Raw genomic sequence first — 14,511 nt, 5'->3', positions numbered from 1 at the left:
AGGTGAGCTTTATGGCGGATCGCAGCAAAACGATTAAGGTAGATTATCTCGCTCGGGTCGAAGGGGAGGGAGCCCTCCATATCGACTACGACGATAGCGGCGTACAAAATGTACAGCTCAAGATTTTTGAGCCCCCCAGGTTCTTCGAAGCCCTTCTCAGAGGGCGCGATTACTTGGAAGCCCCAGATATCACCGCACGCATATGTGGGATCTGCCCGGTGGCCTACCAGATGAGTGCTGTGCATGCCATGGAGAATGCCCTGAACCTAAAGCCCGACGGCGCTTTGCGTATGCTTCGTCGATTGCTTTACTGCGGTGAATGGATCGAGAGCCATATGCTGCATATCAGCATGCTCCATGCACCAGATTTCCTCGGCTACCCCAATGCAGTCGCAATGGCTAAGGATCATCCAGAGATTGTTAAGAACGCGCTGGAGATTAAAAAGGCGGGCAATGCCCTCGTTCGCCTTATTGGTGGCAGGGAAGTACACCCGATTAATGTGAGGGTAGGGGGTTTCTACAAGGTTCCGGAAGCCCGAGAACTCACAGCCATGGTAGCGCAGCTGGAAATGGCCCGGGGTCTCACCGAGCAACTGGTGCGCTGGTCCGCAGCTTTGCCTTTCCCCAGCTACGAATGGCGAAGGGATAATCACTACGAATTTGTCGCTCTAACGCACCCGTCAGAATACCCAATGAACGAGGGCAGAATCACCTCCAGTGCGGGACTCAATATTAGCGCCCAAGACTATGAGAACCACTTTGCAGAAGAGCACGTCGCTCACAGCACCGCGCTGCACTGTACTTTACGGGAGCGGGGTGCCTATCTGGTGGGCCCCATCGCACGATACAACCTTAATCGCGACAAGCTGTCGCCTCGAGCATTGCAATTGGCTGAGGAGATCAACTTTACCGCCCCCTGTTTAAATCCCTTCCAAAGCATCCTCGTTAGGAGCCTGGAGGTACTACATGCCTTTGAGGAAGCTCTGCATATTATTGATAGATACCAACCCCCAGCCGAGCCTCACTTAAAGACAGAGCCGAGAACCGCAAGCGGCTGTGCAGCCACCGAAGCACCCCGTGGGCTTCTGTATCATCGCTACGATATTGATGAGAAAGGCAAGATTACGACGGCAAAAATTGTCGCTCCCACCTCACAAAACCAGAAGACCATCGAAGATGACCTCCGCTTGATGTTGCCGAGCTTTATGCACTTTCCTGAGGATAAATTACAGGGGCTATGTGAACGGGCGATAAGGAATTACGACCCTTGCATTTCCTGCTCCACTCACTTCCTACAGCTACATTTGAATTATGGGCAAGTGCAAAGTAAGCAATCCATGGTTACTGGTAAGCCTGGGCAACCCCCTGCGCGGTGATGATGGAGTAGGGCCACATATCATCGCTCGGCTTCGCCAAAAACTTGGAGGGGCGGTGGAATACCTCGAAAGCGGCGGCGATATTTTACATTTACTCACTCAATGGAAAGGTCGATGGGTTTGCCTTGTAGACGCCATGGTAAGCGATCAGCACCCTATCGGGGAGGTTGTCACCATTGATGGGCTTGAGAGTGCTCTTGCTCCATCAATGTGCAATACATCAAGCCATGGATTTGGGCTGACCGAAGCGCTGACCATGGGAAAGCATATTGATTCGCTGCCGGCACATCTGGATGTTTTTGCGATCAACTCAGAAAGTCTGGCAAAAGGGCAAGGGTTATCGCCCAAAGTGGCCAGTGCAGCCCATCGAGCAGAGCAAATGATTATCGCGCACCTAACGCTATACAGCGGAGACCACTATGCACGAACAGAATCTCATCAAAAACCTGATCGATAAAATCCAGGAACTGGCCTCTGATGAACCCGGCAGGCCGATCGGCGTTCGCTTACGCTTGGGTGCCCTGGCGCATATGTCTGCAGCGCATCTGAGGGAGCATTTTGACAGGGAGATACTCGGGACTTCTCTCGAGGGGATTAAGCTGGAAATTGATGAGCTTAAGGATATTAATCACAAGGAAGCCCAGGATGTAATCCTGGAGAGCTTAAAGTTTGAGGAGACTGATGGCCACTGAACGCCGCCGGATTGAAATCGCCGGATTGGTGCAGGGAGTAGGATTCCGGCCCTTTATCTATCGCCTGGCCGATAGCTTTCAATTGAAAGGCTGGGTGGCCAACTATAGCGGCGGCCTGAGAATTGAAGTCCAGGGCAAAAGCCGGGAAATCGAAAAGTTTATCGATAAGTTATCTTCAGAGAAGCCACCCTACAGTCGCATCACTCACATTGAATCCTACCCGGTGGCTCTTCAAGCAGAATACGGTTTTCGAATCTTACCCAGTGTCCGTGATGCCAGCAGTTCAACCATCGTCTTACCAGACCTGGCTCCCTGTGATGATTGCCTCAGGGAATTGTCAGACCCCAACAATCGCCGCTACGACTATCCGTTTATCAGCTGCACTCTTTGTGGCCCCCGCTACAGCATCATTTACAAACTGCCCTACGATCGTGTCAACACCTCCATGCACCACTTCCCCCTGTGCGGAAAGTGCTCTGGGGAGTACCGGGACCCCCTCAATCGGCGCTTTCATGCGGAGCCCAATGCCTGCCCCCAGTGCGGCCCTCAGTTACTTTTCTGTAATACTGCCGGCGTTACAATTGCGAAGATGAGTCGGGCACTATCCAAAGCCCTTGATGCCCTTGCCCAGGGGAAAATTATTGCCCTTAAAGGGGTAGGCGGCTTTCAACTGTTAGCCGACGCCTCCAATGGTAAGGCGCTCGCCAACTTGCGCCAGCGCAAACAACGTCCGCATAAACCGTTCGCGCTTCTATATGACGAGCTGAAAAGTGTCTGTCAGGATTGCTGCGTCTCGGAGGAAGAGGCGCAGCTACTATCAACCCGAGAAAGACCGATTGTTCTATTGGAAGCGAAGGATGACAATCACTCCAGGATACATCCGCTGGTCGCTCCAAATCTTGCCGACTTGGGGGTGATGCTACCTGCATCACCTTTACATTACTTGCTCGCGCAAAAGTATCGAGCCCCTCTTGTCGCTACTAGCGGTAATCTCGCAGAAGAGCCTATTTGTACAGAAAATGATGAGGCGTTTGAGCGCTTGGGTAAAATCGCTGACTACTTTCTGGTTCACAATCGCCGAATTTTGCGCCCGCTGGATGACTCTGTACTCAGGGTGGTCAATAACCGTCCGCTGATGTTGCGTCGAGCCCGGGGCTACGCGCCACTTCCCATCACCTTGCCTGTACCAGGCACAAAGGGCGAAGGTGAACGAGAGAGCTTCCTGGCCCTGGGGGCGGACCTGAAAAACACAGTTGCACTGTCTCACGCCGGGTGGGCTTATCCGAGCCAGCATATTGGCGACTTAGGTAGTGCCAATACCCTGAAGCACTTTAACCAAACTATTGGCGATCTCACGAAACTACAGCAGTGCCGCCCGAAAAAATTAATCCACGACCTCCATCCAGGCTATACCTCTCACCGCTGGGCCATGAAGCAAAGAGCTGTGCGTATTGGCGTTCAGCACCATATTGCCCATCTATTCTCCTGCATGGCAGAACACGCTCACTCGGGACCTGCACTGGGAATCTGCTGGGATGGAACTGGTTACGACCGCAGTGGCATTGTTCGCGGTGGGGAATTCTTTCACTGGAATGGACAGTCTCCAGTCAAACACATCGCCAGCTTTCGCACATTCCCGTTGCCAGGCGGTGAGAAGGCCGTACGGGAGCCCAGACGCTCTGCGGCTGGACTTTTGTATGAAATCTCCGGGTTTGTCGCCCTGGAGAATCGACAGTTAAAGCGCTGCTTCACCCTTGGTGAGCGTCAAAACCTGGTCACCATGCTAAAAGGTGAGATTAACAGTCCACCGTGTAGCTCTGTCGGCCGCCTATTCGATGCGGTATCCGCACTCCTCGGACTGACCACGCATACCAGTTTTGAAGGGCAGGCAGCCATGGCTCTTGAACAGTGCGCCCGTGGCGTCAGCTCTAAAGACAGCTACCCCTTTAGCTTTATTCAAAAAGGGGACCTGCTTGAGCTGGATTGGACACCCTGTATTAGTGCTTTGATCTACGATGAAAACCGATCACTGCCACAAAGGGCCGCTGCATTTCACAACACACTCGCGCAGATGGCGCTGGCAGTAGCAACGCAACAAGGTGAAAAGAATATCTTTCTGTCCGGCGGTGTATTCCAGAACAAGCGGCTTACCGAAACCGTCACTGCGCTCCTGGAAAGCCAGGGCTTTTCCGTTCACAGCCACAGCGAGGTCCCCCCAAATGATGGCGGAATATCGCTGGGCCAGATCCACTACGCACAATGTATGGATGCTGCTGGGCAATCATTGGGAGAGGAGAGTTCCTAGTGTGCCTGGGAGTTCCCGGAAGAATCGAATTAATAGAGCAAGAATCAGCCATGGAGCGCACTGGAAAAGTTTCCTTCGGCGGTATCAGTAAAGCTGTAAATTTATCACTGGTACCCGAGGCTGAAGTAGGAGACTACGTGATCGTTCATGCTGGAGTCGCGATCAGCAAGTTGAGAGCAAAAGAAGCAAATAAGGTTTTCGAGTACCTCAAAACATTGGGTTGAGTCAGCCTGTAATGAAATACCTCAAGGAATACCGCAACGGCGAGAACATCAAGCTAATTGCGGCAGAGATTCAGAAAGTCACTACTCGCCCATGGACTCTAATGGAGATCTGTGGAGGGCAAACCCATGCTATCGCAAAATACAACTTGCAGCAATTACTGCCCGAGGAAATTCAATTAGTACACGGACCCGGTTGCCCGGTTTGTGTCACACCTCAGGAAATCATCGATAGAGCTATTGCGATTGCTGCAATACCGAATGTTATCTTCTGCTCCTTTGGCGACATGTTGCGAGTCCCCGGTTCAGATCGAGATTTACTAGAGGTCAAAGCTGCCGGAGGCGATGTCCGTATTGTCTACTCGCCGCTGCAAGCGCTCAATGTGGCAGAGCAGAACCCCACCAAGCAGGTCGTATTCTTTGCAGTGGGTTTTGAAACGACTGCTACCGCCAATGCCCTGGCGCTGTCCCTCGCCAAGCAAAAGCAAATCGACAACTTTTACGCATTGATATCCCAGTTTTTGGTTACACCGGCGATTCAATCGATATGTGCCCGTGAAGACTGCCGGATTCAAGGTTTCCTAGCTGCCGGTCACGTCTGTGCAATAACCGGATATCGTCAGTACCGCAGCTTGGTGAAAAAACACCAGATTCCAATAGTGATCACAGGCTTTGAACCTCTGGATATTCTTGAAGGCGTACTCCGGTGTGTCCGTCAATTAGAAAGTGGTCGCAGTGAAGTAGAAAACCAATATCAGCGCGCGGTTACTAAAACAGGTAATACCGTTGCCCAGGACTTGATTAAACAGGTTTTTAAAGTAGCAACACAACAGTGGCGCGGCATAGGTGAAATTCCCGCTAGCGGTCTGGTATTGAGCGATGATTACTCAGGATTTAATGCAGAACAAACATTCAATCTGCCAGCATTGAGCATTTCTGAAAACAGGGGCTGTATCAGTGGGGATATTATGCTGGGGCTAAAGAAGCCTGGGGATTGCCCTCACTTCGCTAAGACCTGCCAACCCCAGCAACCGCTGGGGGCGCCAATGGTTTCCACTGAAGGCGCTTGCGCGGCCTACTATCGCTACCAGAATCAGGTGGAATCGAATGAATCTGCAGTGTCCAATTCCACCAACCGCTGACGAGGTCGTACGCCTTGGCCATGGCAGCGGTGGGGAGATGACCCAACGCTTGATCGATCAATATATTCAACCTGTATTCTCTAACCCCTGGCTATCCCAGGCCCATGACAGTGCAACACTTCCATGGAAACCGGATCAGCTCGTATTTACCACCGACTCCTTTGTCATCTCACCACTTTTCTTTCCCGGAGGAAATATCGGTGAGCTCGCCGTTTATGGCACCGTCAACGATTTGGCCATGGCAGGCGCGGAACCCAAGTTTCTAAGCTGCGGCTTGATTCTCGAAGAGGGGTTACCCCTGAAAACTCTCCAACGGGTTCTGATCTCGATGGCTGAGGCTGCCCGGAACTCAGGAATTACCTTAGTCACCGGCGATACCAAAGTGGTAGAGAAAGGGAAGGGGGATGGGCTCTATATCAATACCAGTGGCATCGGTACCCTGATAAGAGAACAACCCATTGATCCCAACCGCATTTGCCAGGGTGATTCTATTATTCTATCCGGCGATATTGGCCGCCACGGAATGGCGGTAATGGCCTGCCGCGAAGGACTCGAGTTTGAAAGTGATCTCCTCAGCGACTGTGCACCACTGAATGGTGTAGTTGCACAAATGATCAATGCCGGAATTGAAGTTCATTGTCTGCGAGATCTCACACGTGGTGGGCTTGCCACTGCACTGGTGGAGCTAGCAGAGAGCTGCGGAAAAACCTTCATTTTGGAAGAAAGCAAAATTCAAGTATCCGATGCCGTACAGGGCGCTTGTGAAATTTTGGGCCTCGACCCACTATATGTCGCAAACGAGGGACGTTTTGTCGCTATTGTCCCTGAAGGCGCCTCCAAGCAGGCAATTTCCATCCTTCAAGAAGCAGCAGCGGAAAGCGCCTGTGGTTTTATCGGTACAATTGAACAAAGAAATTGCGCCCAAGTCATTCTGAAGAACAGCTTGGGATGCGATCGGTTATTACAACGGTTACCAGGGGAACAACTACCGAGAATTTGCTAAGGATTTTATTGGCAGAATATTCATAGAATTAATCAGTTCCTCTCACCTTCAAGATCCTAACCTTTATTTAGTCTTGGATATTGCTGACCCATTTGGCCTGCGATTAATAAGACCCACAAGCCTTTTAACCGTTGATTTTTCCGCTGTAGCGGTAAGTAGTAGGGCAGGGAATATACATGAGAGCCACCGCATATTTTGCAATTTCGTTACTTTTAACCTCCACAATCCCAATTTTCGCTAACGCTCAATGGGCAATACCAGAAGTTGGGCCTCAAGGTCATCCAGACAAAAGGTGCAAACGGGTTAAGCCGCGTTTTGACAAACTATTTAAAGCACCGATCGACGAGTGCTTTAACGGTATTGGCCAACCCTACCCGGAGTTGGTCGATGGGGTATGTTCTGCGGGGGAGCCTAAACGCAATAGTGCACAGATCTGGGGAATGGCTGAATCTCCCAAGTTTTTGTATTGGGGAACAGGTGCCAACGTTCCTTGTACCGCACAAGCGGCCCCGGATGCAGTTTTGACTCCAATATTTGCGCCAAACCAGGGATGGGTATGCGAATTCAATCAAGGGATACTGGCCCAGGAAAACCCCAACCTTAAAAACCTTGGCGATTGGCGGGCACCGACAGCTTACCGCATGGACACTTGTACCCTGGAAGTAACAGAAATAACCCCCACTTATGACCCACTTCTTCAAGACACATTGGGGTTCCGCTCTGGAGGCTACGCTGACGATGTTATTTTTCTTGCGGGACCCGGCGGTGTCCAAGAAGGTATAGCCGGCGAGGGCGGCGGTAACAGCATCATTATGATGGCTTGGCAGGCAAGTACCGGGCAGTACTTGGGATCGAAAAGATTCCCTGAGTATTCAAACATCCGTAAGTTTTTAAATTACAAAGGTGTGTTGTACACAGGCGTTCGATTACAAGAAGACCTGGGTGGATCAGGCCAAGTCCTTCGCTGGATGGGCGATCTGCATGATCCATTCAAGTTTGAAGCAGTGGGAACCATGGAAAGCACCCCTGCAAACCTGACTGTACATAGAGGGCGTATATTTTCCTCCACCTGGCCCAATGTTAATACTCAAACAGGAGAAGTTCTGGCCTATTCGGGAATTGTAATGAGCCCCAGGATACCTCCCGGAGGCTTTAAGCCCAGTGATGTTGAAGAGTGGGAAGAGGTCTGGAACATCACTGAGTACGAACCAGACCTCATCAGTGCTCGGGCCTATGCGGGCGGAGACATTACATCATGGCAAGGAAAGCTCTACTGGGGCACGATTAACTTTCCATTAGGTGGTTTCAGAAGCCATGTTCAAGCCTATGGCGAAACCTGGGATACGCCTATTGGTGAATTGGGAACCATAATCGCAACTCATCGTGCAACCACTGTGTTCAGTGGTGACCGATTCACCAGAAAAAGTAAGAGAGATAAAGGGAAGAAGAAACCGAGGGTTAATGTCCTATATGGGTATCAAAGTGTCCAGGTTTGGGACCCAGATAGTAATGAGTTTGTGGATACTCAGACACTGGCTGGAGCCCCAAAGCTAGGCAGAGCCGGATTGGGTTGGCCATTTAATGTATACACTTGGCGCCTGGGAGTAACTGGAGACAATATGTACCTGGGTACCCTAGATGTCAGTAAGCAATTTGCAGCTCTAATAGAGAGTGGAACTGACCCCGCAGGTGAACTTCCAGCAGAACTACTTATGCTACTGGAAAACGCACTATCCAACCCGGTAACATCTGGCGCAAAGCTCTATCGATTCCTCTCGCCAAATCAGCGCGCTATTCCTGCAACTATAAATGGTGTGGGCAATTCAGCTAACTTCGGTTTTAGAACGATGATTAATCACCCAACCTTCATGTGGCTTGGAACAGCGAACCCCTTTAATCTCAACCCCGATGGCGGTTGGGAGCTATATCGATTCGCTCCTATCGCCCCCAAGAAACCGAAATGGGTTAATGGTATGCAACAGGATTAATTCATCGCCATATCTATCTGACTAGCTGGGTCTGCTCCCCATTTTGGGGAACAGACCCAATTAGGTTGCGTTCAATATTTGAACATATAGAATCAATACTCAAAATAGTTAAAAATCACTGAGTACCTCATGACAATCTCTACATCCTTAGCTCTGTTCATTTCAATGCTAGTTCTAGCACTGATACCTGGGCCGGGAGTATTAGCTGTTGTTTCCCGGTCAGTGACACTCGGCTTGCGCCAGGGGTTAATTACAGTAGTGGGAATTGTTGTAGGCGATTATTTCTTTATTTTGTTAGCTCTGCTTGGCTTAGCGACGCTTGCCGAAACCTTGGGGAGCTTATTCATAGTTATTAAATATGCTGGAGCAGCCTATCTTATCTGGCTGGGAGTGAATCTCTTTCTCTCAGCAAAGAAAAGACAAGTCGACCAAAACCAAATAGCAACAAGCCACTCCCATAGCAGCTTTTCAAGTTTTCTACTGGGCTTAGTCACCACGCTGGGTAACCCGAAAGCTATTCTTTTCTACGTAAGCTTCTTTCCAGCATTCCTCGATCTAACTCGTGTTGCTTCTTTGGACATTGCAATTATATTTGCAATTGCAACGCTAGCCGTAGGCAGTGTGATGGCCGGTTATGCGTACCTTGCCTGCAAGGCACGGTCAACAATCAGTCAATCAGGAAAGACCCCGGCTCTAAAATACGGCTCTGGGGCTTTACTTATAGGAAGTGGTGTTTTTATTGCGGCAAAAAGTTAGTGCCTACACAAGGTGCAAAAGTAATAGACCCAATTACAGCTCTCTGTTAGTTAGTCAAAGGAGGACGACCGTTTTACTTAACTCCAAAGCTACTCACTCATATCAGCCTGCTAATGCTACTTCTAGTGCCTTCCTGATTATTTTTGCATCATCCAGTGCTCGATGAACAGTGAATTTGTCAGAGTCCTCCAGCTTTTCGCGCTCATTAATGAATGCTCTTAGGTGATTTTCAGAGCCACCAATTAGCTCCTGAATATCCCTGAGTTCAAACTCCTGATGAATGCCAGTATCAGAAAAAAGGGCATTGCACCAAAAACTGTCCCAGTGCAGGGCATCGCAATAGACAACCTGACCTGAAAGAATCCTGTTTAGGCTATAAGCCACTGTAGCTGGATCTATACCCTCGGATTCCAGCTTTGACCGGGAAATGTTATGTATTGATTCAGCACCATCGGACCAATAAGACCAGTGTGGTATTGGTTTTATTAGCGCCTGGTATTCCACTGTTTCAGAGCAGAGGCCAACTTCTATAGGGTAACTCTGCTTGGATAAGCCACTGGCTTCGAAGTCAATAATCCACACGGTAAGAACGATAAGATATGGAAGAAAGGTAAAAGAACTTAGCACCTCTTCCTTGCTACCTTCCAGTCTGTCTGCATTTTCAAGCCAATTGAACAAACATGTATCTTAAGATAGACTACAACTGATAATGATTATTATTTGTGACTTAAATTTAAACCCGGTAGATCGCTAAATACAAAGCTTCCCAGTATTGAAGGCAATATTTGCAACTACGAAACTCCATTTCTGTAAAGAATAAGCGCAATGTTCAAAAAATCCGCGACCTCTAAGCAAAGAAGGCTGGAAAACTTCAATGTCTAACCTGGTGGCTTTCCTACTTACTTATTTGGCTGTACTACTTATTTTTGTAACCAGACATAAAGATCTACAGCTCAGTAGTTTTAAGCGCTTACAAAGAATTGCCTGGTGGGTGCTTCCGGTGAGTTCAATTCCTTATGGATTCCTATATGGTTGGGAGGTAGGGATACCCATTTGGCTTTGTGTCGCGATGTTCTGCGCTTTATTACAAGCACTGCTCGCCCCAATCAAACCTAATTGGCTGCTTCGCCATTTTCCGCTGTCAGTAGTGGGCTTGTTGGTATTAGAGCAGGCTCTTCTGACTATCGGATAACTCTATGGCTGCTTCAATAAAAATCAGTTGGCAACAGGTCGCCCTGACCATTGTGCTGAGCATTATCTTGATGTTTTCCAGCACGGTGATGTTGTCGATTTACTGGCCGTCCGCCGAGCCAACAGAACGGATGGCAGCGGGATCTATGTTATCGACACTTTTATGGGTCGGGTATATGAGTATGGGGTTACTCGCCGCCTCCACTTGGCGCGCAGCGGCATACCTACTGTCCCTGTTGCTGGTCATGCTCGGACTAAGCGCTCTTTCTTTTTTATAATTTTCGGTCTAGCCAACTTAAATGCAACAGCGTAGCAATATCCTTTTTTACGAAATTCACTCCTGGATTGGGGTGTTATTTTCTATTCTGCTATTCGTAATTTCCTTTTCCGGCGTGGTCGCACTATTTGGCCACGAGCTGACCCAATGGGAACGCCCCGAGCATCGTATTGCCTTCGATGCTGAAGCGCCTGTGGATGTAGATCAACTGGTCGCTCCGGTGCTCGCCGAGGCAAATATCGGTGAGGACAGCTTTTTTATGATCTCAATGCCAGACTACTACCATCCTATGCTGGAAGTGCTCTGGACTGATGCTGAAAGTGAGGAAACCGAGGTACGCCATATAAACCCCAATACCGGTGAAGTGCTGCCGCCCAGCGGCTCTGATTTCGCTGAGCTATTGACGTATATGCACACTGACCTACTGTTTCCCAGGCCTTTCGGACGCTACCTGGTTGGACTGATGGGCTTGGTGATGCTGCTCTCCATATTAAGTGGCATCATCATTCACAAGAAAATTTTTAAAGAGATGTTTAAATTCCGTGTGGATCGCAGCAGGCGGCTCAAATGGACAGACCTGCACAAAGTATTAGGGGTCTGGCCGCTACCGTTCCATATAGTGATTGCTTTTACCGGCGCAATACTTGGCCTGAATGGCATTATGATCCAGGTTGCTGCATTTTCTGCTTTTGAAGGTAATGTGGAAGCTGCAGTCGCCTCGGTAGTGGGGGAACATCCTGAGATAACTGGCGAACCTTTGGAATCCAGTAGCTATAACCAAATACTGCTACGCTACCAGGACCAAGTGCCTAATGCGAAACCCAAAGCCATTTATGTGGAGGCCTACGGGGATCGCAATCAGGTTGTCCAAGTCTCGGGCCAAACAAACGAGGCGCTGGTGCGCTTTGTAGATGTCAAATACCGCAGTGAAGATGGCGAAGTAGTTAATATCAATAACCCAGTGAAGGATTCAGGTCCGTTTATGCGGGTATATTTTTCACTGACTCCACTTCACTACGCACTCTACGGTGGCTTCCTGATAAAAGCCCTGTACTTTGTGTTGGGATTGGCATTGTGTTTGATGATGGTAACGGGCACCGTTATCTGGCAGGTTCGCAAGGCACAGAGGCAAAAGCTCCCCTCTGGTGATATTAATACCCGAGGTTCCGGCTGGTTCCTCAGTTTGCTCACGGTAGGGGTTTGTGCCGGTTTGGTTGTCGCCACCGCGGCCACTTTCTATGCCAATAAGCTGTTACCTCCCGGTAGTGGTGGCGATCAGCGCTTTCACTGGATTGAAATGGTGTATCTATCTGTATGGGGAGTGGCCATAGCCTGGGCGATGTTGCGCCGCCAGATAAAACCTGCATTAGCAGATCTCTCACTTTGTGCAGGCTTGCTGCTGTGCGGCATCCCGCTGCTGAATGCGCTGGTAACTGGAAATGGTCTGCTGGTCCCCTGGAAGTCCGTCACTTTGCCAGTAGTCTTCACTGACCTGGGCGCCCTGGTAATGGGTGTCATTTGCCTCTATTCGAGCAGATATATCTATAGACAGGTATCCCAGTTAAAGCAGCCTGCAGATATACCCCAAGCTGTTGCCGCACAATAACGGGCTATTTCCTGCGAGATGGCGAATGCCATCTCGTAAACTTTATAGAATCAGTACAGCACTGGAATAGGGCGCTGCAACCTATCCCAACTACACACTTTACCTTCCACTCAATTACTCTCGAAGAGAGTGGTATTTACTTTCAAGCATTCAGAGGACGCTACTTTTTTCACAACTTACATATAGGATGAGTGTGTCGTTGGGCTGGATAAATCCAGAACATTCTTGCCCCCTCCCGAACCGAGACGCTCCCTAACTCCCGTCGCCAGGTATGGAAATATCAAAACCATTTAAAATGGCAGAGACCTGATGATAGCCAGCCACGAGAAAGACCAGTTCGGCGGCACCCTCGTTACCGAAAGCACTCACGGCCATCTCCCAAGTAGCCTTTGGCAGGCGGCCTCCAGCTGCAAGTGATGCGGCGACATCATAAGCAGCGGTTTCCTCAAAAGTTAGGTCTATCGGACGCTGGCCCGCTGCGATAGTGGCAATTTTGCTCCTTGCCAACTCACTTTTCTCACCAATAACCGTATGGGAGTACAGCTCATAACCCGCTTTAAAATGAGCTGCGGTGATTAGAATCGCAACCTCCCGAGCAGCCTTAGGAAGCGTGGGTTTATCTGCAATAGCCTTGATATTGTCCCACCAGGGCTTTCCAAACCTGGGATATTGCAGTGCTGGTGCCCAGGGCCCCAGTAAAGCGCCATCCTTGCGCTTCTTGATGAAACCTGTGAAATACCCCTTCATCTCATTACTCATATCTTCGTAAAGAGGTTTCTGTTCTTCGCTGAGCTCTTCTGGTGGGATGGCAGGGATACGCAACTGACACCTCTCTTGTCCAATTGGCGATTCAGATTTATCACACAAAGATTCTAGCCCGACAGAACGCAAGAATAGGGATGCCTATTTGAAGAGTTGCAATTAAGAGCTAGTTAACTGCCGAACTTTGGCTCAGGAAGCCCCTGAACTCCAAGCCCGTGAACGGCTAAGATACAGCCCGGTTGAGGATGTCGAGCCAGTTCCTCTTTAGTGAGGAATGACTGCTGAGATGTGACAAACAGTGTCTCATAATTATTACCGCCAAAAGCGATACAGGTAGGGCTGCGAATCGGCAGGTCGATCTCTCTATCAAGCCTTCCTTTGGGATCCACTCGCAATATTTTGCCCCCAAGATTCAACGCAAACCAGTAAAACCCCTCCGTATCTACCGTTGCACCGTCGACAATTCCTGGTTGTCGGTCTTCTATGGAAAAGAAAGGGCGCCGGTTGCTAATCCGGCCGTCATTGATATCCAGATCGAATACGTAAACCATATGTCCAAAGGTATCCCCGAAGTACATTCGCGTATCTTCAGGGTCAAAAGCAATGCCGTTGGCTACAACAAAGCGAAAATCCTTATCGGCCTTTCGGTAGGTTCGATCGGGCTCCAAACAATAGAGATAGGAGGATTTGTCTTTAAAACGAACATCCATACTGCCGCACCAGAAACGCCCATAACGATCCACTTTGCCATCATTCAAACGACTGTGAGGCCTACCGGGTTCAGGATTAACGATTGTATCGACACGTCTGTTTTCCAAGTCGATCGCAAAGAAACCGGAGCATCCACCTCCGATCATTCCGCCTCCACGGCGGAAGCCAAAGGAGCCTATTTGTTCAGGCATCTCCCAGGTCTTGCGTTCGCCTGTTTCGATATTGAAACTTCTTATGGATGGAGGCCGGGCATCAGTGGGATCAGGTTCGGGGTTAACGTGATCAGCCCAATAGATAGACTTGTCTTCCGCTAACCAAATCGGTGTCTCGCCCAACCCATCATTGCACTCCCATAGGCACTCGATTTCTACCACCGTAAATCCTCCAATATGAAAAGTGCGCATTCACGCCGATGAAGGGAGCGAGTACCTATTGAGTCGTAAGGCTAATTTTGTGATTCCAAGTTAAGAAGGCCGAATAA

15 protein-coding genes are annotated in these 14,511 nt (G+C 49.5%); 12 read left to right on the top strand and 3 right to left on the bottom strand.

Annotated features, from left to right (window positions below; translation table 11 throughout):
* Window positions 1-11: 11 nt before the first annotated feature.
* The 9 genes from ACJJIY_RS16060 (at window position 12) to ACJJIY_RS16020 (ending at window position 9,483) form a co-directional block, all read left to right on the top strand.
* Window positions 12-1,376, top strand: coding sequence for a Ni/Fe hydrogenase subunit alpha (locus tag ACJJIY_RS16060; protein WP_445358339.1), 1,365 nt, complete (start codon window positions 12-14; stop codon window positions 1,374-1,376).
* Window positions 1,312-1,833, top strand: a complete 522-nt coding sequence (locus ACJJIY_RS16055; protein WP_445358338.1) for a hydrogenase maturation protease — start codon at window positions 1,312-1,314, stop codon at window positions 1,831-1,833. The genes ACJJIY_RS16060 and ACJJIY_RS16055 overlap by 65 nt, the downstream gene beginning before the upstream one ends.
* A complete protein-coding gene (locus ACJJIY_RS16050) occupies window positions 1,796-2,068 on the top strand; it encodes a hydrogenase/urease maturation nickel metallochaperone HypA (RefSeq protein WP_282932830.1) in 273 nt (90 codons plus the stop codon). Before ACJJIY_RS16055 ends, ACJJIY_RS16050 begins: the two co-directional genes overlap by 38 nt.
* Window positions 2,058-4,373, top strand: coding sequence for a carbamoyltransferase HypF (gene hypF, locus ACJJIY_RS16045; protein WP_445358337.1), 2,316 nt, complete (start codon window positions 2,058-2,060; stop codon window positions 4,371-4,373). The genes ACJJIY_RS16050 and hypF overlap by 11 nt, the downstream gene beginning before the upstream one ends.
* Window positions 4,373-4,597, top strand: a complete 225-nt coding sequence (locus tag ACJJIY_RS16040; RefSeq protein WP_444893906.1) for a HypC/HybG/HupF family hydrogenase formation chaperone — start codon at window positions 4,373-4,375, stop codon at window positions 4,595-4,597. The genes hypF and ACJJIY_RS16040 overlap by 1 nt, the downstream gene beginning before the upstream one ends.
* 11 nt (window positions 4,598-4,608) lie before the next feature.
* On the top strand, window positions 4,609-5,736 hold the full coding sequence (gene hypD / locus ACJJIY_RS16035; protein WP_445358336.1) for a hydrogenase formation protein HypD: 1,128 nt from the start codon (window positions 4,609-4,611) through the stop codon (window positions 5,734-5,736).
* Window positions 5,702-6,739, top strand: coding sequence for a hydrogenase expression/formation protein HypE (gene hypE, locus ACJJIY_RS16030; protein ID WP_444933210.1), 1,038 nt, complete (start codon window positions 5,702-5,704; stop codon window positions 6,737-6,739). Before hypD ends, hypE begins: the two co-directional genes overlap by 35 nt.
* Window positions 6,740-6,915: 176 nt before the next feature.
* Window positions 6,916-8,727: a hypothetical protein gene (locus ACJJIY_RS16025; RefSeq protein WP_445358335.1), complete on the top strand. Its 1,812-nt coding sequence runs from the start codon at window positions 6,916-6,918 to the stop codon at window positions 8,725-8,727.
* Between the two features lie 129 nt (window positions 8,728-8,856).
* Complete coding sequence (locus ACJJIY_RS16020) at window positions 8,857-9,483, top strand: LysE family translocator (RefSeq protein WP_445358334.1); 627 nt, start codon at window positions 8,857-8,859, stop codon at window positions 9,481-9,483.
* A gap of 102 nt (window positions 9,484-9,585) precedes the next feature.
* Here the strand turns inward: ACJJIY_RS16020 and ACJJIY_RS16015 are convergent, their stop codons facing one another.
* Window positions 9,586-10,161 (bottom strand): hypothetical protein, encoded by a 576-nt coding sequence (locus ACJJIY_RS16015; protein WP_445358333.1) that lies wholly within the window; start codon window positions 10,159-10,161, stop codon window positions 9,586-9,588.
* Between the two features lie 196 nt (window positions 10,162-10,357).
* Here ACJJIY_RS16015 and ACJJIY_RS16010 point away from each other — a divergent pair, with 196 nt between their 5' ends.
* Genes ACJJIY_RS16010 through ACJJIY_RS16000 form a run of 3 tightly spaced genes read left to right on the top strand, consistent with a single transcriptional unit; the run spans window position 10,358 to window position 12,557 of the window.
* Entirely contained in the window at window positions 10,358-10,675 is a 318-nt protein-coding gene (locus tag ACJJIY_RS16010; RefSeq protein ID WP_413661967.1) for a hypothetical protein, read from the top strand.
* A 4-nt stretch (window positions 10,676-10,679) separates the two neighbouring features.
* Window positions 10,680-10,952, top strand: a complete 273-nt coding sequence (locus ACJJIY_RS16005; protein ID WP_108733205.1) for a hypothetical protein — start codon at window positions 10,680-10,682, stop codon at window positions 10,950-10,952.
* A gap of 21 nt (window positions 10,953-10,973) precedes the next feature.
* Window positions 10,974-12,557: a PepSY-associated TM helix domain-containing protein gene (locus ACJJIY_RS16000; RefSeq protein WP_444913081.1), complete on the top strand. Its 1,584-nt coding sequence runs from the start codon at window positions 10,974-10,976 to the stop codon at window positions 12,555-12,557.
* Window positions 12,558-12,809: 252 nt separating this feature from the next.
* On the opposite strand, the gene ACJJIY_RS15995 is transcribed toward ACJJIY_RS16000, so the two are convergent.
* Both ACJJIY_RS15995 and ACJJIY_RS15990 read right to left on the bottom strand, forming a co-directional pair.
* A complete protein-coding gene (locus ACJJIY_RS15995) occupies window positions 12,810-13,379 on the bottom strand; it encodes a carboxymuconolactone decarboxylase family protein (RefSeq protein WP_444927832.1) in 570 nt (189 codons plus the stop codon).
* Between the two features lie 110 nt (window positions 13,380-13,489).
* Window positions 13,490-14,434, bottom strand: coding sequence for an SMP-30/gluconolactonase/LRE family protein (locus ACJJIY_RS15990; protein ID WP_445358332.1), 945 nt, complete (start codon window positions 14,432-14,434; stop codon window positions 13,490-13,492).
* Window positions 14,435-14,511: the final 77 nt, after the last annotated feature.

This window comes from Microbulbifer maximicatervae (SeqCode), assembly GCF_052468155.1.
This window is presented reverse-complemented; position numbering and strand designations above follow the sequence as displayed.